Raw genomic sequence first — 26,774 nt, 5'->3', positions numbered from 1 at the left:
CTCAGCGCTCCAGCAGCGTGAACAGCCGCTCCCACTGGTCGACGACCCTGTGGGGCGCGAACCTGGTGACCGACCGCCGGGCCGCCGCGCCGAAGCTCCGGCGCAGCCCGGCGTCGTCCATCAGCCGCTCCAGTGAGGCGGCGAACTTCACCGTGTTACCCGGGTGGACGATGAGCCCGTCGACGTCGTGGGTGATCAGTTCCCGGACGCCGGGCGCGCAGTCGAAGGCCACGGTCGGCAGGCCGTACGCCATGGCCTCCAGGATCGACATCGGGAAGCCCTCCTCGCGGGAGGAGAGCGCGAAGATCGACCCGCCGGTCAGGGCGGTCTCCAGGTCGTCGGTCGGCCCGGGGAACTCCACGCTGCCGGCCAGGCCGAGCTCGCCGGCGAGCGCCCGGATCTCGGCCTCGTCGGGGCCGGAGCCGTAGAGCCGGAGCCGCCAGCCGGGGTGCCGGGGAGCGACCTTGGCCCAGGCCTCCAGCAGCAGGTCCTGGCCCTTCTCGAACGACATCCGGCCGAGGCGGACCACGACCTGCTCGTCGAGCGACGCGGTCCGCTCCGGATGGACGTGCAGGGGGTTCGGCATGGCGCCGGCGGCGGACATCCCGGCGGCCGCCCAGGCGTCGGCGTCCTCCTGCGTGAGCACGAGGAAGCTGTCCACGCCGGAGAAGTAGGTCTTCACCCGCTCGTAGCGGCTGGACGAGCGGGTCGCGGCGTACGACTCGTGGCTCATGCCGATGACGGTCATCCCGCGCGTGTCGGCCAGCACCACCCACTCCATCGCCCACACCTGGGCGGCGATGACGACCGAGCCCGGCCCGCCGGTCCGGAAGATCTCCGACAGGCGGGCGGCGGCCCGCCTCATCCCGGCCCGCCTGCGCGCCATGCGCACCTGGGCGGGCACGTTGAGCCGGTCGAGGGCGCCGCGCGGCTGCCACTTCGCCGCGGGGCGGCGCTCGTACAGGACCGTGGTCGCGTACGGCAGGTCACTGCCGTAGTCGTGGGCCCGCTCGGCGTGCGTGATGCCGATCAGGTGAACTCGGTGGCCCCGCTCGGCGAACAGCCTCCCGATGTGGTGCGCCCAGCGCTGGAGCCCGCCGAGCTCCTCGAAGTTGTTGCAGACGATGAAGACGTCCCGGTGCTCAGCCACGGCGGCCTCCGGGGAAGAACCGGTCGACGATGGTCTTCGCGGCGGTCCCGGTGTCGTACTCGCCGAAGCGCTCGACGAAGCGGCGCCGCGGCTCCGCGTCCTTCTCCCTCGTGGTGTCGCGCAGTGTGGCGAACAGCTCGTGCTCCTCGGTGACGATCGGGCCGGGGGCGTGCTCCGCCAGGTCGAAGTAGGCGCCCCGGTCCTGGTTCACGTACGTGTCGGCGTCCGGCGTGTAGAAGACGATCGGGCGGTCGAGCAGCGCGTAGTCGAACATCAGCGACGAATAGTCGGTGACGAGGACGTCGGAGAGCAGCAGTAGCTGGCTGACGTCGTGCACATCGCCCACGTCGACCACCGCGTGGCTCACCCCCGGCGGCACCACGACCGTGCTCAGGTAGTGCGCCCGGATCAGCAGGACATGGGTGCGGCCCAACTCCCTGACGAACCGCTCCAGCTCGAAGGGGATCTCGAACCGCTTGACGGGCCTGCCCTTCTCGTCGGCCCGGAAGGTCGGGGCGTACAGCACCACCGTGCGGTCGTCGCCGAGGCCGAGCCTGCGCCGCAGCGCGGCGAGCTGCTTGGGGTCGCCGCCCGTGACGAGCGGGTCGTTGCGCGGGTAGCCGGTCTCCAGCAGGCCGGCGGTCACGCCGAGGCCCTTCACCAGCGTCCGGCGGTCGTGCTCGGAGCGGATGACGAAGTGGTCGAACCGGCCCACCATCTGGCGCATCCGGTCGTGCCGCGCCCGGGTGGCGGCCTTGACCTGCGGCTCGTCGAAGCCCATCTGCTTGAACGCCGAGCCGTGCCAGGTCTGGATGTAGGTCGTCCCGGACGGCTTGACCAGCCCGGCGGGGAAGCCCTGGTTGTCCACCCAGTACTCCGCGCGGGCCAGCGCGCGGTAGTACGCCCAGGACCCGCGCTTGACGAGCTCCGCCTTCTTCGGGAAGCCCTTGGGGCTGCTCTTGTACGACCAGATCACCTTGTAGCCGCCGCCCCGGCGGGCCAGCTCCTCGTAGATGTACTTGGGGTTGTCGGAGTACTGCGCGCCGAGGTGGCTCTCGAAGACCACGGTCCCCTTCCGGACGGGCAGCCGCCGCAGCACGGAGTTGTACACGGCGATCTTGGTCTTGCGGCTCTTGAGCCCTGTGAGGAGGTCGCGTTCCTTCCTGCTAAGCGTGCCCCACACCCGGGCTCCGGCGCCGTTGGTGGCGGCCTTGCGGAGCAGGGGCAGCGTCACCCGGCCGGGCCAGCCCGTGGCCACCGTGCGGAGGGCCAGCTCTCCGGACTCGGGGACGTAGAACTCCATGTGGTCCCCGGCGAGGCGGGTCAGGCGGGGCCGTACGGCGATGGCGGCCTGCTCGTAGTCGACCCCGCTGGAGGTGACGTCGGAGGTCAGGCGGACCGTGACGCTCTGCCCGTCGGCGGTCAGCACGAGCCACAGCCCGAAGGTCTGGTCGAGGAGGCCGATGGGGCGGATCGTCCGTTCCGCCGGGAAGGTGGCCTCCCAGTGGATGCGTCTGCCGTCCGTGCTGACCCGGGCGGGCACCTTGAACGCGCGGCCCTTGCGCTGGCGGTCGCGGAACTCCAGTGTGCCGGTCAGGTCCTTGGAGCCGATCCTGCCGAGCGGGTTCACGGCGTCCCCGGCCACATGCAGGTCGGCGCCCCGGCGGGACACCTCGGTGACCCGGCCGCCGAGCTTGAACGTGTTGAACGGCGCGGAGTGGACGCCGAGGTCGGTCACGTCGAGGATGCGGCGCTCGCGCTCGCCGTCGAGGTGCCGGTCGCACCAGTAGACCCGGCCGTCACGCTCCACCAGGTCGGTCGAGAGCGTCGGCCGCACGCCCTTCTTCGGCAGGTAGTCGGCCGCCGCGAGCGCGGCGTCGTAGTCGCCGTGCAGGACCATCAGCCCGCCGATCGCCGGGAGCGGCTTGCACTCGTCGAACGCCTCCTCGCCCAGCTCGGCGAGGTACGCGCGGGCCAGGTCGAGGAACTCCCGGCGGTAATCGGCGTCGCGGCTGCGCAGCTCGCGGAGGTAGAGGACCAGGTCGTGGTTGAGGAACTTGGCGTCCTTGCGGCGCTTCAGCTCGACCGCGTCGTGCTTGCGGAACACCTCGTCGATGGCCCGGTGGATCGTCAGCCGGTCGGCGAAGCCGCGCAGCTCGTTGCGCCGGTTCGTGATGGACAGGTTGGGGCCCCGCTGGACCACGAACCAGTTGTAGACCCGGTGCGGGATGATGGCGATCCGCCGGGCCGACACGTACGCCTGGGCGCTGAACAGCAGGTCCTCGTAGTGCAGGCCCTCGACGAAGCTGAGGTTCGCCCGCCTGAGGAAGTCGCGGCGGTAGCACTTGTTGGTGCTCAGCGTGTCGTACAGGAGGGTGGGGTTCTCCAGGACGTCGTCGAGCACCGCGCGGCGCCGGTAGAGGCTCGGATACCAGCTCCGCTCGTCGCCGGTGTCGCTGTAGACGCGCACGCACCGGCCGGAGACCAGGTCCGCGCCGGTCTCCTCGGCCGCGGCCACCATGTTCCGGCAGGCGTGCCGGTCGAGTGTGTCGTCGCTGTCCAGGAACATCACGTAGGAGCCGCGGGCGTGCTCGATGCCGACGTTGCGCGGCCGCCCGCACCCCCCGGAGTTCTCCGGCAGCCGGATCGCCCTGACGCGGTCCGGGTGTGCCCGAGCGAAACCCTCGGCGACCTGCGCCGAGGAGTCCGTGCTGGCGTCGTCGACGATCACGACCTCGACGCCGCGGAGGGACTGCTCGAGCACCGAACGGACCGCGGTCGGCAGGCGCTCGGCGTCGTTGTAGACGATGACCACGACGGTCACGTCCGGCGACGACAACAAAGGCATTCACCACCCATCGAGAACTACTATTCGAGTAGTAGAGATGGGTGGATCGTACTGCCCCGCGGGTTAGAGGATCGTTAGCCCGAAAGCCAGGGGGATTTTCCCGCCGATCCACTTACGCCCTCTATAACCCTAGCGGGTTCGCCGCCGGCACGACGGCCTACTTCGTGGCAGGACTGTGCCGCGCGCTCTGCCGTACGGCGTTCGCGGCGGCGTCGTCCCACTCCCGCTGCGCGGCCAGGTCCGCCTCGACGAACTCGCGGTACCGGCCGATCTCGCGGCTCACCGCCTCGGCGTCCCAGCCGAGGACGGGCGCGACCAGCTCGGCGATCACCGGTGCGGCCACCAGCCCGTGGTCGCGTTCCTCGATGAAGACGCGGGTGCGGCGGACCATGATGTCCTCCAGGTGGAGCGCGCCTTCGTCGGAGGCCGCGTAGACCGCCTCCGCCTTCAGGTAGGCGTCCGCGCCGGGGATCGGCTCGGCGAGGGCGGGCGTGGCCTCGATGAGCTCCAGCAGGTCCTCGACGCGGGAGCCGTACCGGTGCAGGAGGTGGTCGATCCGCCCCACGGTGAGGCCCGAGCGTTCCGCGAGCCGCCGCCGGTTGTTGCGGAGCGCCGCGAACCCGTCGGCGCCGAGGATCGGCACCCGCTCGGTGACCGACGCGGGCACGGCCTCGCCCAGCCCGCTGACGGCGACGTCGACCGCGTCCTTGGCCATCACCCGGTAGGTGGTGTACTTGCCGCCCGCGACGATCACCAGGCCGGGGACCGGCCGGATGACGGCGTGCTCGCGCGACAGCTTGACGGTCTCCTCCCCCGTGTGGCCCAGCAGGGGTCGCAGCCCGACATAGACGCCCTCGATGTCGTCGCGGGTCAGCGGCGTGTTCAGCACCGCGTTGACGTGGTCGAGGATGTAGTCGATGTCCGCGTGGGTGGCGGAGGGCTCGGCCTTGTCGAGATCCCAGGGGGTGTCGGTGGTGCCGACGATCCAGTGCGGCCCCCACGGGATGACGAACAGCACGCTCTTCTCGGTGCGCAGGATCAGCCCGGTGTCGAGCTTGATCCGGTCGCGCGGCACCACGACGTGCACGCCCTTGGACGCCTGGACGGAGACCGAGCCGCCGGACGCCGGTTTGGCCGGCCCCGCCAGCCGCTGGCTCTCGTCGGTCCAGACGCCCGTGGCGTTGATCACCTGCCGGGCCTTCACCTCTATCTCCGCGCCGGTCTCAAGGTCCCGCACGAGGGCTCCGGTCACCCGCTCGCCCTCCCGCAGGAAGTCGATCACGGGTGTCCGCGTGGTGACGCAGGCGCCGTACCGCGCCGCCGTACGGGCGACCATCATGGTGAACCGGGCGTCGTCGACCTGCGCGTCGTAGTACTGGATGGACCCGACGAGGGCGTCCTTGCGGAGGGCGGGGGCCTTCTGCAGGGTGCGCCGCAGGCTGAGCTGCCGGTGGCGGGGCAGCTTCCACGAGCCGCCGAGGGTGTCGTAGAGCAGGATGCCCGCGCCGATGTAGCCCCGCTCCCAGACCCGGTGGCGCAGCGGGTAGAGGAACGGGATGGGCCGGACCAGATGGGGGGCCAGCCGGTTGACCAGCAGGCCGCGCTCCTTGAGCGCCTCCCGCACCAGCCGGAAGTCGAGCTGCTCCAGGTAGCGCAGCCCGCCGTGGATGAGCTTGCTGGAGCGGCTGGAGGTCCCGGCCGCGAGGTCGCGGGCCTCCACCAGCGCGACCGACAGGCCGCGCGACACCGCGTCCAGCGCCGCCCCGGCCCCGACCACGCCGCCGCCGACGACGAGCACGTCGAACTCGCGCTCGGCCAGCTTCCGCAGCGCGGCCGCCCGGTAGCGCGGCCCCAGCTGTGGCCCAAACGATGGCCCCATTGATACAGACATCTGCTGTGCGCTCCTCAGTTGATGGATGAGCCGGCGGTCACTGGACGTCGACCCAGTCGAGCGTGCGGGACACGGCCTTCTTCCAGCCGGCGTAGCCTCGCTCGCGCTGCTCCTCGGTCCACTGCGGCTCCCAGCGCCGGTCCTCCTGCCAGTTGCGCTTGAGGTCCTCGGTGGACTTCCAGAAGCCGACGGCCAGCCCGGCGGCGTAGGCCGCGCCGAGCGCGGTGGTCTCGGCGACGACCGGCTTGGACACGGGGACGCCGAGGATGTCGGCCTGAAGCTCCATGCAGAGCTCGTTGGCCGTCACGCCGCCGTCCACCCGCAGCACGTCGAGGACGACGCCGGAGTCCTGCTCCATCGCCTCGACGACGTCGCGGGTCTGGTAGCAGATCGACTCCAGGGTCGCCCGCGCCAGGTGGGCGTTGGTGTTGAAGCGGGAGAGCCCGACGATCGCGCCGCGGGCGTCGGACCGCCAGTACGGCGCGAACAGCCCGGAGAACGCGGGCACGAAGTAGACGCCGCCGTTGTCCTCGACCTGGCGGGCCAGCGCCTCGCTCTGGGAGGCGCCGGAGATGATGCCGAGCTGGTCGCGGAGCCACTGCACCGCCGAGCCCGTGACCGCGATCGAGCCCTCCAGCGCGTACACCGGCGCCTCGTCGCCGAGCTGGTAGCACACCGTGGTCAGCAGGCCGTGCCGCGAGCGGACCAGCTCCGTGCCGGTGTTGAGCAGCAGGAAGTTGCCGGTGCCGTAGGTGTTCTTGGCCTCGCCGGGCTCGAAGCAGACCTGCCCGACCGTCGCCGCCTGCTGGTCGCCGAGGTCCCCGGCCAGCGCCACTTCCCCGCCCAGCGGGCCGTTCACCCGCGTCATGCCGTACAGACCCGGGTTGGAGGACGGCTTGATCTCCGGGAGCATCCGCCGGGGGACGCCGAAGAACGACAGCAGCTCGTCGTCCCAGTCGAGTGTCTCCAGGTTCATCAGCATCGTGCGGCTGGCGTTGGTCGGGTCGGTGACATGAACGCCGCCGTCGGGGCCTCCGGTGAGGTTCCACAGCAGCCATGTGTCGGTGTTCCCGAAGATGGCGTCGCCGCGCTCGGCCGCCTCCCGGACGCCGTCGACGTTCTCCAGGATCCACTGGATCTTGCCGCCGGAGAAGTAGGTGGCCGGGGGCAGGCCCGCCTTGCGCCGGATGACGTCGCCCTTGCCGTCTCGCTCCAGCGCCGAGGCGATGCGGTCGGTGCGGGTGTCCTGCCAGACGATCGCGTTGTAGTACGGCCGGCCGGTGCGGCGGTCCCAGACGACCGTCGTCTCCCGCTGGTTCGTGATGCCGAGCGCGGCGAGGTCGGCGACGCCGAGGTTCGCGACCCGGAGGCCGGTCTCGACGACGGCGCGGGTGCGCTCCCAGATCTCGGTGGGGTTGTGCTCGACCCAGCCCGCCTGGGGCAGGATCTGCTCGTGTTCGAGCTGGTGGCGCGCCACCTCGTTGCCGCTGTGATCGAAGATCATGAAGCGGGTGCTCGTGGTGCCCTGGTCGATCGCTCCGACGAAGTCGGCCATCCTGGCTCTGCCTCTCGTGTCGTGGGGTAGCGGGGGTCAGCCTGCCTTGCCGGTCGCGGTCTCGAAAGTGGCTGGCGGAGCGGAGCGGCCGGGCTCGGGAGCCTCCTCGCGGGGGAGGAAGTGACCGATCAGGGCCTGGTAGAGACCGGCGCCGACGACGGCTCCGACCACCGGCGCGACGATCGGCACCCAGAAGTAGAGGTTGCCGTACTGGTCCTTCCACGCGGTCTCGTATCCGGTGAGGAACGAGGCGAGCCGCGGGCCGAAGTCGCGGGCGGGGTTGATCGCGTATCCGGCGTCCGTGCCCCAGGCCATGCCGATGGCCACCACGATCAGCCCCACGATGAACGGCGCGAGGTTGGCCAGCGGGGCCGAGTTGCGCAGGTCGGTGACGGCGAGGATGAGGAACAGCAGGATCGCGGTGCCGATCACCTGGTCGCGAAAGGCGCCCCACTCGCCGACGGGCAGCGCGCCGTTGCCCGGCAGGGTCGAGAAGACCCCCTGCGTCTTGATGGTGAGCCCGGGGTCGACCTTGGCCAGGACCTCGCCGTAGTTCCAGCGCACGATCAGGGCGGCGACGAACGCGCCGACGGTCTGCGCCAGCGCGTACGGCAGGACCTTGCGCCAGGAGAAGCCCTTGAAGACCGCGAGGGCCACGGTGACGGCGGGGTTGAGGTGGGCGCCGCTGATCCGGGAGGCGGTGTAGACGCCCATGACCACGGCGAGCCCCCACGCCCAGGCGATGCTGTCGTGGTCGCCGATCCCCCCGGCGACGACTTGGGCAACGACGCCGGCTCCGAACAAGATCAGAATCAACGTCCCCGCGAACTCGGCCGCCAACTCGCCGGCCGGCCCTCCGGCTCTGAGCCGTTCCGCCATGTCTTCCTCCTAGGACCTGTTCGGTGCCGCTACCAGCGCGAATGACCGCGTGGTGGGGGCCCCGGTGGGGAGGGGGCTGCACCGGAGGTTAAACGGCGCTGCTAGGAAGCGTCAACGAATAGGTGTCGGCATTGTCGAACACTGGTCAGCTTCCCGTGGGCGTATTAGGCTCCAGAGCCGTGACCCTGACACCGATGATTCATCCCCGAACGCGCCGATCTCGGTATAAACCGGTCAAAATCTCCGTAGGTCTTTCATTCGTCTGTCGGCATTGTCGAACGACATCCGACAGCGGTACGATCCGGCACGTGCCCGGTCCCGTACAGTCCATCGAGCGCGCCGCCGCGATACTGCGCCTGCTGGCGCAGGGATCGGGCCGGCTCGGCCTCAGCGAGATCGCCAACTCCCTCGGGCTGGCCCGGGGCACCGCCCACGGCATCCTGCGCACCCTGCAGATGGTCGGCTTCGTCGAGCAGGACGAGGCGACCGGCAAGTACCAGCTCGGCGCTGCCCTGCTGCACCTCGGGACGAGCTACCTCGACGTCAACGAGCTGCGCTCCCGCGCGATCAACTGGGCCGACGCGCTCGCCTCACGCAGCGGCGAGGCCGTACGGATCGGGACGTGTCTCCAGGGCAAGGTCCTGGTGGTCCACCACGTGTTCCGGCCGGACGACAGCCTCCAGACACTCGACGTCGGGGTGCTGCTGCCCATGCACGCCACGGCCCTCGGCAAGGTGCTGCTCGCCTACGACGCCAACGCGGCCGCCGCCAAGCAGAACGGCGAGCTGGAGCAGTTCAGCCGCCGCACGATCCACACCCCCAAGGAGCTCACCCGCGCCCTCGCCGGCGTGCGCGAGGTCGGCTGGGCGGCCGAGATCGAGGAGATCACCATAGGCGAGGCGAGCGTGGCGGCGCCCATCCGCGGGTACGGCGGGCTCGTCGTCGGGGCCATCGGGATCTCGGGGGCCGTCGAGCGGATCTGCGACGCCCAGGGCCGGCCGCGGCCGGACTTCGTCACCTACGTGCGCGACGCCGCGCGGGCCGTGTCGCGGGACCTCGGGGCTTCCCGTTGGTGAAAGGGAGGAGGGCACCGTGACCGAGCGCTATGTGATGTCCATCGATCAGGGCACGACGTCCACCCGCTGCATCCTGTTCGACCACGGCGGCCGGCTGGTGTCGGTGACGCAGCGCGAGCACCGGCAGCACTTCCCCCGACCGGGCTGGGTCGAGCACGACGCCACCGAGATCTGGCGCAACCTCGAACGCATCGCCCCCGAGGCGCTCTCCCAGGCGGGGGTCGGCCCCGAGCAGGTGGCCGCCGTGGGCATCGCCAACCAGCGGGAGACGACCGTGCTCTGGGACCGCCGGACCGGCGTTCCCGTGGCCCCGGCCGTCGTCTGGCAGGACACCCGCACCGACACCCTGGTGGACGAGCTCTCCCGCCGCCCCGACGCGCACATCGTCAAGGAGCGCTGCGGGCTCCCCCTCGCCACGTACTTCTCCGCGCCCAGCATCCGGTGGCTGCTCGATCACACGCCGGGCCTGCGCGAACGCGCCGAGCGCGGCGAGGTGCTGTTCGGCACGATGGAGAGCTGGCTCATCTGGAACCTCACCGGCGGCCCCGACGGAGGCGTCCACGTCACCGACGTCACCAATGCCAGCCGTACGCTCCTGATGGACATCCGCGCCCTCACCTGGGACGACACCCTGCTGGACTTCTTCGGGGTGCCCCGCGCGATGCTCCCCGAGATCCGCCCGTCGGCCGAGACGTACGGCGCGGCGCGGCGGGTCGTGCCGGGGGTGCGGATCGCCGCCGCCCTCGGCGACCAGCAGGCGGCGCTGTTCGGGCAGACCTGCTTCGCCCGCGGAGAGGCCAAGTGCACGTACGGCACCGGCAGCTTCCTCCTGCTCAACACCGGCACCGAGCCGGTCCGCTCCACCCATGGCCTGCTCACGACCGTCGGCTACCAGATCGGCGACCAGCCCGCCGTGTACGCGCTGGAAGGCTCGATCGCGATCACCGGCGCGCTGGTCCAGTGGTTCCGCGACCGGCTCGGCCTCATCGGCACCGCCCCGGAGATCGAGACGCTGGCCCGCACCGTCGACGACAACGGCGGCTGCTACATCGTGCCCGCGTTCTCCGGCCTGTTCGCTCCGCACTGGCGCAGCGAGGCTCGCGGGATCATCGTCGGCCTCACGTCCTACATCACCAAGGGCCACCTGGCGCGCGCCGTCCTGGAGGCCACGGGCTGGCAGACGCGCGAGGTCGTCGACGCGATGAACGCCGACTCCGGGCTGAACCTCACGACCCTGAAGGTCGACGGCGGCATGACGGCGAACAACCTGCTCATGCAGTTCATCGCCGACGTCCTCGACGTGCCGGTGGTCCGCCCCATGGTCGCCGAGACCGTCTCGCTCGGCGCCGCCTACGCCGCCGGGCTGGCGGTCGGCTACTGGCCCGACCTGGAGGGCCTGCGCCGCAACTGGCACCGCGCCGCCCAGTGGCTGCCGGCGATGGAGCCCGGCCGCCGCGAGGAGGAGTACGACAACTGGCAGCGCGCCGTCGAGCGCACCTTCGACTGGATCAAACCCCCCAAGGACTGACGCCGGAGCGCCCGGCCGTCCCGAAGCTCGTGCTCGGGACCGCCCTCCCGGGGGTGGGCGGCCTCGTGCACGTTCTGCTCGCCTGGTGGAAGAAGCGTCAGTCGGCGATGTAGCTGATGGAGCGGACGTCGTAGCCGCGGGCCTTGGAGCCGCGGACGTGCATGAGCATCGCGCCGCCCTCGTAGGAGTACGCGCAGCTGTAGCCCTTCGGCTCGGCCGTACAGCCCTGGAAGAAGTGGGTCACGCCCGCCGGGTCGTACTTGGTGCGGAACAGCGTCTTGACGGCGGTGCCGGTCGCGACCTCCAGGCCACGGTTGCGGTCGCCCTGCTGCCACGCCTTGAAGAGGTACTTCGCCGGGGCCGACGGCGTGGTCAGGTGGCGCGACTCGTAGACCTTGGCCACCTTGGACCCGGAGACGATCATCAAGATGCCGTTCAGCCCGCCCGGCATATGCACGCTCGTGTGGACGAACCGGCAGGCGTTCCCCACGCAGCCGCCGAACTCGTCGGGGGCCCGGTAGACGTACGAGAACAGGGTCTTGACCGCGGACGGCGAGGCGACCAGGGCGGCGGCGTCGCGGTCGCCGCTCAGCCACGCCTTGAACAGCTTCTTCGCCACCCCGGCCGGAGCCGCCTGCGCGGACGCGGCGGAGGCGGTGGAAGTGGCGGAAGTGGCGGAGGCCGGGGAGGCCGGGGAGAACGTGAGGAGCAGAGCGGCGGCCGAGGCGGCCGCGGCCGCGCCTCCCAGGAATCGTCGTGACATGTCCCGAAGCTATCGGTCCTCGCTTGCACCGAGGTTGATCCCTGCTTGCAGGGCCCGCGCGGCGGGAAAGGCCATGTCAATGCTCGCCGAGGCCTGTACGGCGGGCCGCGCGACTCTTCGCGACCGGGGCGTCGGCCACCGAGCTCATGACCGTGCCGCTGGCCCTCCCCACCTAGGGGCCACCCCGGCCGATCTCCAGACGCGTCTCCGGGCGATCTCCGGTGATCATGCTGGTTTGGGCGATCAGGGGCCCGCGTACGGGAGCAGGCGCATCCGGATCGAGTCGTTGTACGGGATCACCAGCGTCCCGCCGCCCCGCCATACCTCGGGCCAGCGCGGACCACGTGGCCACTGGGCGGGAATCAGGAAGAGCCGCCCTCCGGACTCGGTGAGCAGCCGCAGGTTGCGATAGCGATAGGTGTAGCGGCCGCCCTTCCCGGGAGCCAGTTTCGACTCGGTCACGCCCGCGAACTCGGCGCCCAGCGCGAGAGGTTCCGTGGTGTCCAGCACTACCTCTGGCCTGGTCGCCAGATCGACGGCAAAGTCGGTCGCGCGTTCCCTGCCGTACGCGACCGCGTAGCTGGCACTCGCCCAGAACAGGCTCGCGACCGCGATGGAGACCGCGCCCACCACGGCCGCCCGTTCGAGAAGCCGCCGCCTGTCGGTGCGACGCCAGGTGGCCAGCCACCGGCCATAGGCGCTGACCAGGGCTCCCAGGCCGAGGCAGACCGGCGTGGTCCCCGGGAACTCGTTGTACGCGATGTCCGGGTTCACCATGCCGACCACGCCCCTCACGAGCAGAGCCAGGCCGAGCAGGAACACGGCGATTCCCGTCCACGTCAGCGCGCCGCCACGCCTGAAGGAACGCGTGAACGCTCTCGCGAAGCCTCTCACGAAGGCTCTCGGGAAGGCTCTCGGGAAAGCTCTCGCGGAGCCGCCCCTGTCGGCGCTCGCAACGCCACCCGTCCCACCGCTCACGGAGCCGCTCGTGGAGCCGCCCAGGTGGCCGTCTATGGCGTCGTCCGTGGAAGGGCTTGTGGACGCACTCGTGGAAACGCTCGTGGAGGTGCTGGTTGGAGCGCTTGTGGAACCGTTGGCGAGGTCGCTCGCGCGGCTCCGCCGTACGAGACGGGCCAGTTCCACATGCGCCCACAGCCCGAGCATCGTGACCAGGAACAACGCCACGAGTGGGAACCACAGCGCCTCGGAGCCATACAGCAGGACCGCCTGCGTCGACAGGTCGAGGATGTCCAGGTCGACACCGAACCGGGCGAAGCGCCGCCGACTGGCCACGTAGCCGAAGTAGAACAGCAATCCCACGGCGATGCTCGGTGGCAGCGCGCCGATGCCGATGAACTGGGCGAACGTCCTTACCCTGCGCTCAAGCGGCGTGAGCTCCTGCGCGGCCTCCTCCTGCCCGGCCTGCACCTGCGCCGTCTGCACCTGTTCGGCTTGCCCCTGCGCGGCAACCTGGGCGGCCTGAGCCTGCGCGACCCGCTCCTTCTCATGCGGGGGCTGCTGGTCGTGCTGCTCCCGCACGGGGTGGCTTCCCACGGGGTGGTTTCGCTCCGGGCGGTTGTCCTCGGGACGCAGTGGCTCGGAGTGCTCCACGTGCTCGTGCTCCTGGCCGGGATGATCCTTTTCTGTCGTCACGCCGGCCCGGTGTCCGTGGGGTCGGCCGTGGGGATGGGGGTCGTCGGCATGGGGTCGGTGGGCACGGGGTCGGTGGGCGAGGGCTGGAGCTGGGATGACGGCGAGAGCTCCGGCGCAGGGGCGCACGGATTCCCCTCCACGGTCGGGCCGACCGGCGTCCTGGCGCAGTAGTAGAACGGCACCGAATAGTGCCAGGTGACGGTGACCGGCGCGTCGGGCGAGGGACGGGCCGACGCGGGCAGACTCCCGCAGGCCGGCGTGTCCCTGTTAACGCAGTTCTGCTCCAAGGTCAGGACCAGCCTGGCTCTGGAGTTCACCTCTCCTCGGCCGTATGCCATGAAAAGGCACTCCGTTCCCGGCTTCAGCACCGACCCCTCGCACGGCTCGAGCACCTGAGCCGTGCTGGTACATGTCACCGCGCCGCCGCCGAAGGTGAAGACCTGCGGCTCCTCCTGGATGAAACGAACCTGGCGGACGCGTACCTCTCCCAGCGTGCCGCCGCGCACAGGCCGGCAGCCAACCCCCGCGTTGGTGCCTATCGGCGCGCTGAAGTCGCCGTCGAGCGTGGGACCCGAGGTCAGCGTGTAACGGCTCTGTCGGTTCCCGCCGCCACTCGCGCCCGGGGAACCACCCTGCCCGTTGCCCGTCGCCTGTCCGGCCCCGGTTGTTCCCTGCTGGGTTCCGGTCGCGGCGACCGTGCCCGCCCCCGCCGGGTTCCCGGGGTCGGAGTCCCGGCAGCCCGCCAGGACCAGCGCCGCCGTCAGCATCACCACAACGAGCGCAGGCCACACGCGGGTGTCCATCGATCCCATGCCATGATCATGCTCCGTTCCGTGGGGCGGCGGCAATGAGTATCCCCATACTCAACCAAGCGCCGGTGTATCAGCCGGGACACGGCGGGCTCTAGCTGACATGGAAGACCTACGGGACCAATGGCCGTTCAGTGGGCGCGCGGCGGAGCTCGGGCACGTGCGGGAGAGCCTGGGCGGTGGCCGGCGCGGCATCGTCGTCTGCGGCGCGGCGGGGACGGGCAGGACCCGCCTGGCCGCCGAAGCCGTCGCGGGTCTCTCCCATGTCTGGGTCACCGGAACCCGTGGCGGCGCGTCCCTTCGTTTCGGCGCGTTCGCCCACCTGCTTCCCGGCTCGGCGGCGGACTCCCTGAGCAGGGCCGTCGAGACGCTCCGATGGGTGCGCGTCCTGGTCGTGGACGACGCCCATCTTCTCGACGAGGCCTCCGCCGCGCTCGTCCAGCACCTGGCCGTCCACCGGCGGGCCGGGCTGCTCGTCACGGTGTCCGCGGACGAGACGGCGGCCTCATCGTGTCCCGACGCGGTGACCGGGCTCTGGCGGCGGCATGTCCTTCCGCGCCTCACCATCGGCCCGCTCTCGGAGGAACGGGTGGCCGAGGTGCTCACCTCGGTGCTCGGCGACCACGTCGAGGCCCTGACCGTGCGCCGGCTGCACCGCCTGAGCGGGGGCAACCTCCTGCTGCTGCGCGAGCTGGTCGCCGCCACGCGGGAGGCGGGGGCGTTGGAGCGGGCCCACGGGGTGTGGCGCTGGCGGGGTGAGGTGCCCATGACCGGCAGGCTGCGGGAGCTCGTCGCCGCCGCCATCGGCGAGCTCGGCGAGGCGGAGCGGGAGGCGCTCGAGCTGGTGGCCTTCGGGGAGCCGCTGGCCGCCGCGGCGGCCCCGGTCCCGGTCGCCGCGCTCGAACGGCTGGAGGCGCGCGGGCTCATCGTCACCGACGACGACCTGCTCGTACGGCTCGCCCATCCCCTGTTCGGCCCGGCCGTGCGGGCCGGTGTCGGGCGGTTGCGCGCCCAGAGGCTGAGCCGTACGGCACCGCCCCCGCGGGACGTCACCGCGGCGCTGTCGGACCAATGCGCCAAGCTGGCCGCGCGCGGCTACGCGGGTGACCTCGCCAGGATCGCGCCGGGCGCCGGCGAGCGGCTGGTGGAGGACGACGCGGGCTGGGACGAGGCCGGAATGGCCGAGTTCTGCGCGCGCCGGGCGTGGATCGCCCGCCTGCGCGGCGAGGTCCGCGAGGCGGTGAGCTGGAGCGGCGAGGGGCTGCGGCGCTTCCCCGGGAACGTTCCATGCCTGGGCGAGCTGGCCCGGGCCGCCGCCTGCGCCGGCGACCTGCTGACCGCCGAGGAGGCCCTCGACCGGTGTCCGGACGACGCGTCGGCGCGGGCCTGGGTCCTGGCCGCCAGGGGTGACCTCGACGGCGCGCTGCGGTCCGCCCTCGCCGCGGCCGAAGGCGGCGACCTGTTCGCACTGCATGACGTCGCCCGGCTCGGCGCGCCCGGAGAGGTCGCCGCCCGGCTGGACCGCCTCGCCGAGACGATGACCGGCGATCTCGCTCCCCTGCTGGCCGAGCACGCCGCCGCGCTGGCGGCGGGCGACGCGGCGGCGCTCGACAAGGTGGCCCGCAAGCTCGCGGAGCTGGGCCTGCTGCTGCACGCGGCGGAGGCGGCCGGGCACGCGGCGAAGGCCCATCGTGCCCATCGTGAGGGCCGTGCCGCGGACGCCTCGCAGGCCCACGCCGCCATGCTGGCCCACGCGTGTCAGGGCGCCCGCACCCCGACGCTGGTCGACCTGGCGACACCCCGCCTCACCCCGCGCCAGCGGCAGATCGCGGGCCTCGCCACCGCGGGCCTGACCAACCGGGAGATCGCGGAGCGGCTCGGGCTGTCCATCCGGACGGTGGCCAACCAGCTGTGCCGGATGTACGAGCATCTCGGCAGCAGCGACCGGACCGCGCTCGGCCGGCTGATCAGCCTGTCCTACGCGGCGCCGATGGCGGTGAGGGACCATCCCGTGGCCTGGTGAAGGGCATCCCCAGGGGCCTCCCGCCGGGCGTCCCGCAGGGCCTCCGCCATGGACGACCCCGCGCGCAGCCGGTCGTGCAGGGCCAGCATGAGCGGGATCACGGCCTCGTCGTTCACGGGGACCAGGCTCGCGACGATCCCGGCCGTGCCGAGAGGGAGCAGCGCCGTGGCCAGGCCGAGCAGTTCGTCGGCCCCGACCGGCTCCAGCCTGCCCGAGTCGCAGCTCGGCAGGATGATCCGGTACGGCGCGCGGCCCAGCTGCTCGAACTCGTACACGGTCAGCGGCCCGTCGTCCATGCGCAGCGAGGAGAACATCGGGCTGTCGGCGCGGAACGTGCCATGGGCGGCCACATGGGCGAGCCTGCTGCCGTCGATCGCCTTGAGCACGGCCGAGGCGGTCGCGTCGCCGTTCTCCAGGACGGCCGCGTCGCCGTACAGCGCGGCGAGCAGCGGGACCTCTCCCCCGCCGCTCTCCAGGCCGGGGCCCCTGGCGAGCACGACTCCGGGCCCGGCCACCGGCGGCGGGGCGAGGTCGGCGGCGCGCAGCCAGGCGCTGGCCGACGGCGAGACGCTCACCACGCGGTCGCGCAGCGCGGGGAGCACCGCCCACGGCACGCCGTGCAGCCGTCCCGGCGGCACCACGACGACGGGCCCCTCCCCCAGATGCCGTACGGCGGGGCCGAGCAGGATCTCCTGGAGGCGGCGGCCGCCCTCCTCGATCAGCGGCAGCCGCCCGGGAGCCCCGTCGTAGGCGAGCCGGCGCAGCCCGGCGCGGACGTGCTCGATCTCGGCTGCGGCGTCGGCGGCCCGCCCCGCCCTGAACCGGCGGACCCGTCCCTCTCCGCAGAGCAGGACGTGCAGGTCGCCGTCCACGCTGACGATCTCGGCCAGCGCGCCGCCGCCGAGCCGGTCGATCAGCGCGCGGACGTCGAAGCGGTGACCGCCGGAGGTGGTCTCGGCCCGGATCCGCAAAGTCCGGGCGCGGATCTCCCGCTCCAGCCGCCGACGTTCGCGGTCGAGCGCCGGGACGGGGGCGCCCGAGGAACGCGCCTCGTCGGCCCTGACCGTGATCTCGCGGAAGGCCGTCACGTCCCGCAGCAGGTCGCGGTCCTCCGGAGAGCGCGTGCGCGGCACCGCGAGGGCCGTCGCCCGCCAGCGCTCGCTCCACACGAGGAACCGGCGGGGGCTCCCCGACCGGAGACTGACCCGCTGCGCCAGCGAGGCCAGCTCGGCGCCCTGCGCGGTGGCGCGGGCCCGCAACTCGGACGCGCCCAGCGTCAACCGGTGCTCGTCGAGCACGTCCAGCCCGCGCCGGCAGGCGTTGAGCACGCCCCTCGGCCGCCCGGCCGCCTCGGCCCGCAGAGCCTGGGCGAGCCACCCGTCCGCCCTGGCGAACGCCGGCCCCCTGAACCGCCCGCGCGCCGCCGCGGCCAGGTAGGGGGCGGCGTCGGCCGGCCGGTTCAGCGCGAGAGCCGTACGTCCGGCGAGGAGGCACGCCTGGACGGCGTCCGGCGAGCGCAGCTCCGAGAGCCGCGCGGCCACCGTGGCGGCGTCGCGGACCAGCCGCGCGGAGATCCGCCCGGAGGCGAACCTGGCCTGGCAGAGCACCAGCCGGGCGTGCGTCTCCCACCATTCGCGGTTCTGGCCGGCGAAGAGCCGGATCGCCGCCTGTCCGCGCGTTACCGCGGTGTCCGGGTCGCCCGCGGCGATCGCGGCCTGGGCGGCCGTGAGCAGGAGTTGCGCCTTCCTCGTCGGCTGACCGCCGGTCCGGTCGAGGCGGCCGATCGCGGCGTCGGCCGCTTCCAGAGCCTCCCGGGGCAGCCCCGCCGCCATGAGGACGGCGCAGCGTTCCATCTCCATGACGTACATCGGCGTGCCGAGCGCCCGGTAACGTCTGGCGGCCTCGTCGAAGTGGCCGAGCGCCGCGGGCAGGTCTCCGGAGCGGAAGGCCGCGCGGCCGCGGTTCTCCACGGCGACGACCTTGTCGTGCTCCTGGCCGGTCGTCGCCCACAGCTGCTCGGCGGCGAGGAAGTCGAGGTTGGCCCGCTCGACGGAGCCGAGCGCCAGCAGGAGCGTGGCCCGCAGCGTGATCGCCCGGGCGGTCCAGATGGTGTCCTCCGCCCGCCGCAGGTCGGGAATCGCCCGGCGCAGGTCGTCGAGGGCTTCGGTGTGCCGGCCGAGGATCCACAGCGCTCCGGCCCGCCGGAACAGCACCTGGGCCGCCGCCACACCGTCCGGCTGGGCGAGTGCCTGGGAGAAGGCGCGGTCGAGCGCGGCGAGGCCCGGCCGGGTTCGCCCGCCGTGGATGAGGGCGATGCCGAGGGTCGCGAGGACGTCGGCCTCCCTGGCGGCGGAACCGGCCGCGCGGGCGAGCGACCTGGCCCGCCGCAGATGTGCGATGGCCGCGGTCAGGTCGCCGAAGTCGCGCTCGATGAGGCCGAGCACGTGATGCGCGACGGACGCGTCATGGGGCGTGGGCCTGCCGGCGAGCAGCGCGCGTGCGCCCGCCAGCGCCTCCTTGGGCTGTGAGAAGACCAGGGGCAGCAAATCGAGTGGATCTTGGGGGTCCCCGGCCACGGATCGATGTTAGACGCGGGCTCGCCGGAGCGTCCACACTGCGGTGTATCAGGGCGCCACCCGCTGGCTCCTGTTTGAGGAGACCCGCATCCTGACTATGAAAGGGACACCTCGCATGGCCGAGTCACCAGCGCTTCCCTCGAAAGAGTCCCTCCGCGACCGGTTCTGGAGGCAGCTCGGGCTGGTCCTCGCCGACGCGCCGCCAGGCCTCTGGCTGGAGGTCGCCGAGCACAGCGCCACGCTGGATCCCCGCCGGCCGCCCGCCCGGTGCTTTCCCGTCCAGGCTCCTGACGGCATCCGCCGGAGAAGCCTCGCCGAGGGGACGGAGGTCTTCGCCACACCGGACCAGGACTTCGACCCCGGATACGTGTATGAGAAGGACGTCCTCATCTGCCACGACGCGACGGCCCGCGACACGATTCTGGAGAGAGTGCCCGGCGCGGCCGACGACGCCGCCAGGCCCTGGCGTCCGGCCGGCGTGTACGCGATGCGCCTCGACGAGCCCGCCGAGCACGGCGAGTCCCGCGTGCTCGACGCGCTCCGCAAGCTCCGGGACGTCGAGTCCGTGAGCCCCAACTACCTCGTGTCGATCTGCAACGTCAACCTCTGCCCGGCGGACGAGCCGGTCGTTCCCGAGTTCACGCGTCCCGACCCACCGCAACGGCCGGAGCCGGACCTCGGTGCCGGGAAGCTCGTCCTCGTGATCGACACCGGTCTCGTGACGGGGTGGGACACGCCGGACCATCTCAAGGCGTACCCGTGGCTCGCCGACAAGGTCGAGAAGGATGAGGTGAAGGGAAGGCTCAGAGCACCGGAGCTCGGGGACGCTCCCGCGCCGCACCCGCATCTGGACCCGCGTCTGGATCTGGATCTGGGCGACGACATCCCGGTGCCGGGTCACGGGGGCCTTCCCGCTGGCCTGCTCGGGGGCCTGCTCGGGGGCCGGGAGATCTGGGGCGACGACAGGGGCCGGCCCAGGCACGGCGTCATCCAGGAGTACGTCGGCCACGGGACCTTCATCGCGGGAGTGGTCCGATGCGTCGCGCCGAGGGCGCGGGTGACGGTGTACAACACGCTCCAGTGGGCGGGCACCATCGACGCGATGAGCTTCGGCGACAAGCTCGTGGAAGACCTGGCGAGGTACGCCGGCGAGCACGGGCGGTGGCCCGACGTCATCAGCCTCTCCGCCGGCGTGCGGACGGTAGAGGGGCGGCCCCTCGACAGCCTGGGCGCCTTCATGGACCAGTTGCACGCCCACCCCGGGACGACACTCGTCGCCGCCGCGGGCAACGACGCGCTGAGCACGCCGTTCTATCCCGCGGCCTACGCCGCGGACGACCCGAGCGTGGTCTCCGTCGGAGCGCTCAACAAGGAGGAGAACGCCCGCATCGCGTTCAGCGACTACGGCGACTGGGTCAAGGTGTACGCCAGGGGCTACCACCTGGTCAACGCGTTCGCCTTCGGGGAGTACACCACGCTGCACCCCGCCGACCACTTCGTCGGGGCGAACCAGCCTCAGGGGAAGACCAGCCAGTTCGAGGGGCTGGCCAGGTGGAGCGGCACGTCCTTCTCCACCCCGCTCGTCGCGGGCCTCATCGTCGCGCGCATGTCGGTGGCGGGCGAGTCGAGCAGGGACGCGGCGACGTGGCTACTCGACCAGGCCCGGAAGCAGGCCGTGACCGACACGGACGGACTCGTCCTGCCGATCCTGCGGGCCGATCAATCGCTCGTATAGCCCCGCCGTCCGGGGCTCCCCCCGCGTACGATGACGATCCCGAACGTAAGGGACACGCCGCGTGGACAGCGATTCAACTGCCCGCCTCTTCCAGGCCGCGGCCGACGGTGACACCGCGGCCTGGGAGGCGCTCGTGAAGCGGCTCAGCCCGCTCGTCTGGTCGGTCATCCGGTCATACCGGCTGATCGACGCCGACGCCCACGAGGTGTACCAGACCACCTGGTTCCGGCTCGCCGACAACCTCACGCGGATCAAGGAGCCGGACAAGGTCGGCGCGTGGCTCGCCAGCACGGCCCGGCACGAGTGCCTCAAGGTCATCCGAGGCTCCCGCCGGGTCATCCCGACGAGCGACCTGGACGTACTGTCCCCCGGCGTCGACGATCTGTCACCGGAACGCGCCGTCCTCGACGCGGAGGAGACCAGGAATGAGGCGGCGCGGCTCCGGCGGGTCTGGGAGGCGTACGAACAGCTCTCAGAGAACTGCCGGAGGCTGCTCCGCGTGCTGATGGCCTCGCCGCCGCCGACCTATGCCGAGGTCGCGGCGGGCCTCGGGATCGCCATCGGAAGCATCGGGCCGACCCGGGGACGGTGCCTCGGCCACCTGAGAAAGCTGCTCGCCGAATGAGACGTCACCGGCGTCACGGGGGTCACCGGCGTCACTGCGAAGGATGTGCGGCATGAACGACGACATGGAGCTGGAGGGGAAGCTGCGCCGAGCGGCCGAGCTGTTCGATCCGGTGCCGCCCCACCTCCTTCAGGTCGCCACCGAGGCCTTCCGGTTTCGGACGATCGACGCCGAGCTGGCCGATCTGACCTTCGACTCTCTCGCCGGCCCCGTGCCGGTGAGGGGCGGCGAACACCCTCGGCTGCTGACATTCGGCGCGGCCGGGTCCGCCCTCGATCTGGAGATCTCCGAGACCGGGACGACGAACCGCATCGTGGGCCAGGTGATGCCTCCGCGGGAGGCGGCGATCGAGGTCCGCGGCCCCGGCCCGGTCTCGCTGACCACAGACGCACTGGGCCGCTTCACCGTCGATCGGGTGCCGGCGGGACCGTTCAGCATCCGCTGCCGGATCGGCGACGTCGCGTTCACGACCGAGTGGGTCACCATCTGACCCGGGCCACGAACCTGCCCGGCCACGAAAAGACGGCCACCGCGGCCCGGCGCCTTCTGGCGCGGAGGGCGGCGATGGCCGTCACATCACTGGGGGTCAGCCCTCGATGGGAGCCTCCCACAGCGCCTCCCAGGTCTTCTCGTCGACGAGGCCGGTCGCCTCCAGGCCGACGCTCTCCTGGAAGGCCGCGACCGCCGCCTTGGTGGCCGGGCCGAAGTCGCCGTCGACGCCGGAAGGACCCAGGCCGAACTGGCGGCGGCGGAGCTTCTCCTGCACCCGCCGGACGTTCTTACCGTTCTGGTCCGGCCGTACGACGCCCGGGAAATCGGGGGCGTGCCCGAGCTCGGCCAGGGTGGAGATGAGCGAGACATCCGGCCTTGACGGCGTCCCGTCATATGCTGGGCGCCCGTATCCGACGACCAGGGCGCTCGTACGGCGACGCCTTTTACAGGTGTCGTCGACATTCCCGTCGATCGTCTGGACATCGTGCTCGGAAATGACTTTCTCGACCGTCGCGACATGGTCGATTGCGCTGATTTTCCTGCCGCCGGACCAGTCGAAGAAAACGATGTCTCCGGGGCGGATTCCGGCCGTTCCGGCGTGCCATCTGTCGTGCTCGCGGAACCACTCCGCGTGGCTCGTCGTCAGGGCGAAGTCGCCGACGACGTCGAGCATGTCCGCCCCTCCGGCGGCCAGCGAGCACTGGGCGATGAACATGTCACACCACGGGGCCACGTCGAAAGCGGGCTCCAGTTGCTTGCGCTCGCGGTAGGTGGCCCCGAACACCGTCTTCCCGCCCGAGGGCTCCCTGTAGTCGAGGTAACGGGTCATTTCCCTGAGCAGTTCACTGGGCTTGGGCATCGCCCGCCACCTCCCGATCGATCTCGTCGTAGTCGGGCTCGGCGAATTCCTGGGGTGGATCGTCCGCTGTGAGCTCCGGCTCCGGTCTTGGCTGAGTGGGGATTTTCTCGGTCATGAATCAATGGGATCGCACGGCCATTCACGCGGGCATGAGTAGGCCCCTACTCGATTTCGACCGGAATCGCGCTTTCAACGCTCATGCCGTACGGCGGGCTCTTACATCGGGCGAGAGCCCGACAGTGGCTCGCACCGGCCCGCCCTCGGGATCGAGGCCGAGCGTGACGAGTCCCGTGCGCGACGCCTCTCGCGGGCGGCCGGGCCTGCCCGCTTCGGGCACCAGGCGGGTGAGCATGGCCGGGTCGGCGGGGAAGAGCGAGCGGGCGGACGCGAACAGAGCCGTCTCGATCCGGTCGCCGGGCCCCCAGGCGACGCTCAGCCCCAGCCTCCGCCCTCTGAGACGCCGCAGGCCGTCCACGAGATCGCGCTCCAGGGCGGTCAGGGCCGCGGCGTGCCCGACGGCGTGCAGGAAAGGCAGGAGCGCGAGAGCGTCGATCGAGGGGAGGCGGGCGTACATCTCAGTCCGGCTCCGCGCGGGCTCGATGCCGAGCATGCGCACCCGGCTGCCGGGTGGCAGAAGCCTCCAGGCCGCCGCCACCCGCGCGGGCATCGGCAGCCACTCAGGGAGGCGCTCGTTCCTCATGACTGGGCCGCCGCTCTCCCGCGATGGCATCTCGGCGTACACCTTGAGCCGCGCGGCCCCGCTGAGCGCCTCGTCAGGCTCAAGCCGGTACGGCCCGCCGTAGTCCTCGGGCTTGGGCCGAGACACACCACCGGACGACTCCTCGGGCGTGAGCCCGGGCAGCCCGGGGAGCGCCTCGCGGCCGCCGAGCCAGGCGCCGAAGCGCAGTTCCACACCGACCTGGGCCCGTCGCAGCTCCTCGGCGAGCGCCGGATCGGGTGCCTGACCCCACGCCGCCAGCAGCGCGGCCGCCAGGGGCAGCCGCCGCGAGTCGGCGACCTCCGGCCCGGCGACCTCGACCGTCCAGCGGAGACAGCCGTCGGCGGCGCCGACCGTCAGCTCGACGGGGAAGCCGGACGGCGTCAGACGGCTCCACCGCGCGGCCACCTCCGGCCACGGGCCGGCCTCGAGCCGGCCGACGGCGGCGTCGAGATGCGGCGGAAGGACGCCGGCACCGGTCGCCTCGCGGACAAGACCCGCCACCGGCCCTCGCAGCACGCCCGGCTCGTCGCACCGAACCTCTGCCTCGCAGGGCGGACTTCCGGCCGGACCTCCCGCCGCAGTTGCCGTATCCCCACGGACCACCGCCGTGTCGCGCGTGAACCTCGCGCCCAGCCGCCTGGTCACGCCGCGCCGATGGGGATGAGCGTCTCCGTTCCGTCGACGGGCGCCTCCTGGACCAGATGGCCGTCCTTGGTGACGATGGTCACGCGGCGGCGGAAGGCGCGCAGGCCCGCGTCCAGCAGCGCGACGCGCAAGGGGACGGGCTCGGTGGCGGTCCCCGGGATCTCCAGCCGCTCGCTGCGGCGGTAGGCGTTGCCCGGGTCGTCGTAGTCGATGTCGAGGAAGGCGACCTGCACCGTGCCGAGGGCGAAGAGCGGGATGGCCCGGATGTCGAGCGCGTCGACGAACGGGTCGTCCACGGGGAGGAACGAGGCGTCGCCGCTGATCGGCCCCGTGGTCCGCGCCGTGCCGTTCTTCAGATGATGCGTCAGCCGGGCGGTCCACCCGCGCCGGTCGGGGCGGGTGAGCCGGAGCCTCCAGAGCTGGGGCGCGCCGCCGGGACCGCCGGGGACCACCCGGAACACGTCGTGCCGCTGGAACGCCGCGCCGTCGTCATAGGACATCTCGACGTCGATCGCGTCGACGATCCCGGCGTCGATCCGGTTCGGGAAGATCTGCACCTCGACGAAGCCCAGGTCGTCGTCCGGGTCCACCTTGAGCGTGCGGTCCGTGCTGGACCGCGGGGCGATTTCGTAGCTGAGCCGCTCCCCCACCCAGCCGGAGTCCGCGCGGAAGTGGTGCTGGAGGCCGACGCGGAAGCCGATGTCGTGAGCCTGGTTGAGGAAGGTCGTGAACCGCTTCGGCCCCGGGTCCGCCGCCGTGAGCCGGAACTCGGCGTGGCGATGGTTCTGCGCGTCGGCCGGATCTCCGTAGTCGATCATCACGTCGGTGGCGAAAAGGCCGATCCGCTGGAAGTCGACCGGCGTGCCGACGTCGACGTGGAGCTCCCGGAAGAACGGGTCGTCCAGATCGACGGAGATGAAATGGGCGGCCTTGTCGGGAAGCTGGTCCAGCAGGAGACCGATGAACCCCTGTGGCGCGTAGGTCCGGGTCACCGCCTTCTTGCGGTCGTACACGATCGTGAGCTTCTTCCGCTCCTCCTGCCGCACGAACTTGAGGCGGAACGACACCAGCGCCGGGATCCCGCCGTCGCCCGTGGCCGGAGTGGTGGGAGTCGGCGTGGGAGTGGGCGTCGGTGTCGGCGTGGGAGTGGGAGTGGGAGTGGGCGTCGGGGCCGGCTGGCGTGCGAGTGTGGCCTGGATGGACACGGCGGGATCGCGGCCGGGCACCTTTCCGGTGATCTCGGCGACCCGGTCCTCGTCATGGCCGACGCGCCCGGCGGCCTGCGCCCGCGAGAAGCCCCGCGCCTCGCTCGTCACGATCATGGCGCGGTTGGCGATGAGGCCGCGCGCGATGGTCAGGCGCCGCTCGGACAGCCTCTGGTTGAACGCGACCTTCGCCGGATCGTTGTCGCCCTCGAAGCTGGCGTGGGCGACGACGGAGACGTTCTTCGGCGGCAGGAGGCGCTGGTCGAGCCACTCCCGCAGCGCGGCCGCTCCCGACGGCGGCGGCGTCCTGCCGGGTGCGGTGCTCTGGGAGAAGCGCGGATCCGGGGGCACGGGATTGCCGAGCAGGTAGGAGGTGAAGACCGGATTGGCCGGGCTCGGGGTGAAGCCCTGCTCGTGCGGCTGGTCGTAGGTGAATCCGAGGACGAACGTCTCGTCGACGGGTGCCGAAGCAGGCCAGTTCACGGTCACGGGGAGGCTGCTACCGGGGGGCACGGTGACGGCGACCGTGCCGTCCGCGTCCGCCACCTCCAACTGCCCGCCCACCGTCACGACCGCACCCGCCGGACCCTCGACGCGCAGGGTCTCGGACGGGCCGGCAGACCCCGGCACGAGCGACAGGCCGTAGCCGCCCGGCAGCGGCGAGGGCGTCGTCGCGTTGACCGTGAGAGTCGCGGCCGGAAGCGTCCCGGCGGGGGCCGTCGCCGTGTGCGTCCCCGAAGGGGTCGTCCCTGCGGAAGGCGTCCCTGAAGTGGTCGTCCCGGTGGGCGGCTGTCCCGCCGTGGCGGGCGAAGCGGGGCTGCCCGCCGTACCGCCCGGGCGGAGCTTCTTGAGCCGGTCGAGGACCGCGTCGAGCCCCTCCGGCTGGCCCGCGCCCTTGAGCTGCCCCAGGTCGAGGGAGGGCTCGAACCACTTCGCGAGCAGGTCGTTCTTGAAGAAGTCGAGGGCCCACTTCTCCTTGGCCTCGCGGTCGGGCGCGCCGTCGAAGTCGATCACCTTGATCTGGATGGCCCCATCCTGGACGAGCTTCTCGAACCCGGCTTCGATGCCCGCCCGCACCCAGTAGATCTGGGCTTCCAGGTTGGCCGAGAAATGGGTATATATGCGCTCGAAGTCGGCCGTGATCTCCACGTGGATGTCGGGGGTGAGCCCGGAATACTCCAGCTCGTAGACGATCCCGACCGGGGTGAGGCCCTTGGCGAAGGCCTGCTCCAGGATGATCGCCCCTTCCTTGTCCAGGACCAGGGAGAACGCCGCGGTCTCCGGGCCGACGAGGGACGGCCTGGTGGCGCCGAGGATCTTGGTCACGGCGGTGAAGCCGCCGGGCGGCGGGTCCGCGGCCACGGCGCCGCCGGAGCCTTCCAGGTTGAGGGCGATGCAGCGTACGGTCCCCCGCTCGATCGGCGCGGGAGCGAGGTTGGGCACGCCGTTCCGGACGAGCGCGCCGATCCGGCCCATGATCTTCCGGCGGGTGGCCTCGGGCAGCTCGACGACCGACTCGAACATCAGGAACCCGCCGCCGTCCACCCCGGCGTCGGCGACCTCGGGGCGATATTTGATGAAGCTGAACGCGGCGCTGCCGTCCGGGCGCCGTCCGAGTGAGACCTGGGTCGCGAGATACCAGAACTGGGTCTCGTCCGCGTGGTCACGGAAGACCGTCACGCCGTCGACGTCGAACGTGCCGGAGCCGAGCTGGAGCATTGGGTGGTCCCTCCTGATCGGG

General features: G+C 71.8%; 19 protein-coding genes. 6 read left to right on the top strand and 13 right to left on the bottom strand.

What is annotated here, in order from left to right; genetic code table 11:
• Position 1: 1 nt before the first annotated feature.
• From ABH927_RS12885 to ABH927_RS12865, 5 genes are all read right to left on the bottom strand, one after another.
• Entirely contained in the window at positions 2 to 1,150 is a 1,149-nt protein-coding gene (locus ABH927_RS12885) for a glycosyltransferase (RefSeq protein ID WP_370021168.1), read from the bottom strand.
• On the bottom strand, positions 1,143 to 3,998 hold the full coding sequence (locus tag ABH927_RS12880; protein WP_370021166.1) for a CDP-glycerol glycerophosphotransferase family protein: 2,856 nt from the start codon (positions 3,996 to 3,998) through the stop codon (positions 1,143 to 1,145). The genes ABH927_RS12885 and ABH927_RS12880 overlap by 8 nt, the downstream gene beginning before the upstream one ends.
• 157 nt (positions 3,999 to 4,155) lie before the next feature.
• The gene (locus tag ABH927_RS12875) at positions 4,156 to 5,877 is read right to left on the bottom strand and encodes a glycerol-3-phosphate dehydrogenase/oxidase (protein WP_370021164.1); all 1,722 of its coding nucleotides are present in this window, start codon (positions 5,875 to 5,877) and stop codon (positions 4,156 to 4,158) included.
• A 49-nt stretch (positions 5,878 to 5,926) separates the two neighbouring features.
• Entirely contained in the window at positions 5,927 to 7,444 is a 1,518-nt protein-coding gene (gene glpK, locus ABH927_RS12870; RefSeq protein WP_370021162.1) for a glycerol kinase GlpK, read from the bottom strand.
• Between the two features lie 36 nt (positions 7,445 to 7,480).
• Positions 7,481 to 8,323 (bottom strand): MIP/aquaporin family protein, encoded by an 843-nt coding sequence (locus ABH927_RS12865; RefSeq protein ID WP_370021161.1) that lies wholly within the window; start codon positions 8,321 to 8,323, stop codon positions 7,481 to 7,483.
• A gap of 308 nt (positions 8,324 to 8,631) precedes the next feature.
• Here ABH927_RS12865 and ABH927_RS12860 point away from each other — a divergent pair, with 308 nt between their 5' ends.
• Both ABH927_RS12860 and glpK (ABH927_RS12855) read left to right on the top strand, forming a co-directional pair.
• On the top strand, positions 8,632 to 9,399 hold the full coding sequence (locus ABH927_RS12860; RefSeq protein ID WP_370021160.1) for an IclR family transcriptional regulator: 768 nt from the start codon (positions 8,632 to 8,634) through the stop codon (positions 9,397 to 9,399).
• A 16-nt stretch (positions 9,400 to 9,415) separates the two neighbouring features.
• On the top strand, positions 9,416 to 10,927 hold the full coding sequence (gene glpK, locus ABH927_RS12855) for a glycerol kinase GlpK (RefSeq protein ID WP_370021158.1): 1,512 nt from the start codon (positions 9,416 to 9,418) through the stop codon (positions 10,925 to 10,927).
• A gap of 97 nt (positions 10,928 to 11,024) precedes the next feature.
• Here the strand turns inward: glpK (ABH927_RS12855) and ABH927_RS12850 are convergent, their stop codons facing one another.
• The 3 genes from ABH927_RS12850 to ABH927_RS12840 all read right to left on the bottom strand — a co-directional run bounded on the left by ABH927_RS12850 (position 11,025) and on the right by ABH927_RS12840 (position 14,155).
• Positions 11,025 to 11,690, bottom strand: coding sequence for a hypothetical protein (locus ABH927_RS12850; protein WP_370021156.1), 666 nt, complete (start codon positions 11,688 to 11,690; stop codon positions 11,025 to 11,027).
• Between the two features lie 243 nt (positions 11,691 to 11,933).
• A complete protein-coding gene (locus tag ABH927_RS12845; protein WP_370021154.1) occupies positions 11,934 to 13,343 on the bottom strand; it encodes a hypothetical protein in 1,410 nt (469 codons plus the stop codon).
• Positions 13,340 to 14,155: a hypothetical protein gene (locus ABH927_RS12840; RefSeq protein WP_370021152.1), complete on the bottom strand. Its 816-nt coding sequence runs from the start codon at positions 14,153 to 14,155 to the stop codon at positions 13,340 to 13,342. Before ABH927_RS12840 ends, ABH927_RS12845 begins: the two co-directional genes overlap by 4 nt.
• 100 nt (positions 14,156 to 14,255) lie before the next feature.
• Here ABH927_RS12840 and ABH927_RS12835 point away from each other — a divergent pair, with 100 nt between their 5' ends.
• Positions 14,256 to 16,175 carry a LuxR C-terminal-related transcriptional regulator gene (locus tag ABH927_RS12835; protein ID WP_370021150.1) on the top strand — a complete coding sequence of 640 codons (1,920 nt, stop codon included), beginning with the start codon at positions 14,256 to 14,258 and terminating at the stop codon, positions 16,173 to 16,175.
• Here the strand turns inward: ABH927_RS12835 and ABH927_RS12830 are convergent.
• A complete protein-coding gene (locus ABH927_RS12830) occupies positions 16,130 to 18,751 on the bottom strand; it encodes a CHAT domain-containing protein (RefSeq protein ID WP_370021148.1) in 2,622 nt (873 codons plus the stop codon). The genes ABH927_RS12835 and ABH927_RS12830 overlap by 46 nt on opposite strands.
• 115 nt (positions 18,752 to 18,866) lie before the next feature.
• On the opposite strand from ABH927_RS12830, the gene ABH927_RS12825 reads away from it, so the two are divergent.
• From ABH927_RS12825 to ABH927_RS12815, 3 genes are all read left to right on the top strand, one after another.
• Positions 18,867 to 20,486 (top strand): S8/S53 family peptidase, encoded by a 1,620-nt coding sequence (locus ABH927_RS12825; protein ID WP_370021146.1) that lies wholly within the window; start codon positions 18,867 to 18,869, stop codon positions 20,484 to 20,486.
• Between the two features lie 61 nt (positions 20,487 to 20,547).
• Entirely contained in the window at positions 20,548 to 21,111 is a 564-nt protein-coding gene (locus ABH927_RS12820; protein WP_370021145.1) for an RNA polymerase sigma factor, read from the top strand.
• Positions 21,112 to 21,163: 52 nt separating this feature from the next.
• Positions 21,164 to 21,601 (top strand): hypothetical protein, encoded by a 438-nt coding sequence (locus ABH927_RS12815; protein WP_370021143.1) that lies wholly within the window; start codon positions 21,164 to 21,166, stop codon positions 21,599 to 21,601.
• 96 nt (positions 21,602 to 21,697) lie between these two features.
• On the opposite strand, the gene ABH927_RS12810 is transcribed toward ABH927_RS12815, so the two are convergent.
• From ABH927_RS12810 to ABH927_RS12795, 4 genes are all read right to left on the bottom strand, one after another.
• Complete coding sequence (locus ABH927_RS12810; RefSeq protein ID WP_370021141.1) at positions 21,698 to 22,462, bottom strand: peptidoglycan-binding protein; 765 nt, start codon at positions 22,460 to 22,462, stop codon at positions 21,698 to 21,700.
• Positions 22,446 to 22,577: a hypothetical protein gene (locus ABH927_RS12805; protein ID WP_370021139.1), complete on the bottom strand. Its 132-nt coding sequence runs from the start codon at positions 22,575 to 22,577 to the stop codon at positions 22,446 to 22,448. Before ABH927_RS12805 ends, ABH927_RS12810 begins: the two co-directional genes overlap by 17 nt.
• Before the next feature lie 81 nt (positions 22,578 to 22,658).
• Positions 22,659 to 23,699: a hypothetical protein gene (locus ABH927_RS12800; protein WP_370021137.1), complete on the bottom strand. Its 1,041-nt coding sequence runs from the start codon at positions 23,697 to 23,699 to the stop codon at positions 22,659 to 22,661.
• A 125-nt stretch (positions 23,700 to 23,824) separates the two neighbouring features.
• Positions 23,825 to 26,752 (bottom strand): hypothetical protein, encoded by a 2,928-nt coding sequence (locus ABH927_RS12795; protein WP_370021135.1) that lies wholly within the window; start codon positions 26,750 to 26,752, stop codon positions 23,825 to 23,827.
• Positions 26,753 to 26,774 lie beyond the last annotated feature (22 nt).

It is taken from the genome of Planotetraspora sp. GP83, from assembly GCF_041262585.1.
Taxonomy (GTDB): Bacteria; Actinomycetota; Actinomycetes; order Streptosporangiales; family Streptosporangiaceae; genus JAOEGB01.
Note: the sequence above shows the minus strand (reverse complement) of the source record. Positions and strands in the feature narration are given on the sequence as shown.

Coding starts and splice junctions, on each gene's coding strand:
- ABH927_RS12825 (WP_370021146.1), top strand. CDS start 18,867: ATGGCCGAGTCACCAGCGCTTCCCTCGAAAGAGTCCCTCCGCGACCGG.
- ABH927_RS12835 (WP_370021150.1), top strand. CDS start 14,256: ATGGAAGACCTACGGGACCAATGGCCGTTCAGTGGGCGCGCGGCGGAG.
- ABH927_RS12840 (WP_370021152.1), bottom strand. CDS start 14,155: ATGGGATCGATGGACACCCGCGTGTGGCCTGCGCTCGTTGTGGTGATG.
- glpK (WP_370021162.1), bottom strand. CDS start 7,444: ATGGCCGACTTCGTCGGAGCGATCGACCAGGGCACCACGAGCACCCGC.
- ABH927_RS12795 (WP_370021135.1), bottom strand. CDS start 26,752: ATGCTCCAGCTCGGCTCCGGCACGTTCGACGTCGACGGCGTGACGGTC.
- ABH927_RS12875 (WP_370021164.1), bottom strand. CDS start 5,877: ATGGGGCCATCGTTTGGGCCACAGCTGGGGCCGCGCTACCGGGCGGCC.
- ABH927_RS12880 (WP_370021166.1), bottom strand. CDS start 3,998: ATGCCTTTGTTGTCGTCGCCGGACGTGACCGTCGTGGTCATCGTCTAC.
- ABH927_RS12810 (WP_370021141.1), bottom strand. CDS start 22,462: ATGCCCAAGCCCAGTGAACTGCTCAGGGAAATGACCCGTTACCTCGAC.
- ABH927_RS12805 (WP_370021139.1), bottom strand. CDS start 22,577: ATGACCGAGAAAATCCCCACTCAGCCAAGACCGGAGCCGGAGCTCACA.
- ABH927_RS12850 (WP_370021156.1), bottom strand. CDS start 11,690: ATGTCACGACGATTCCTGGGAGGCGCGGCCGCGGCCGCCTCGGCCGCC.
- ABH927_RS12865 (WP_370021161.1), bottom strand. CDS start 8,323: ATGGCGGAACGGCTCAGAGCCGGAGGGCCGGCCGGCGAGTTGGCGGCC.
- ABH927_RS12815 (WP_370021143.1), top strand. CDS start 21,164: ATGAACGACGACATGGAGCTGGAGGGGAAGCTGCGCCGAGCGGCCGAG.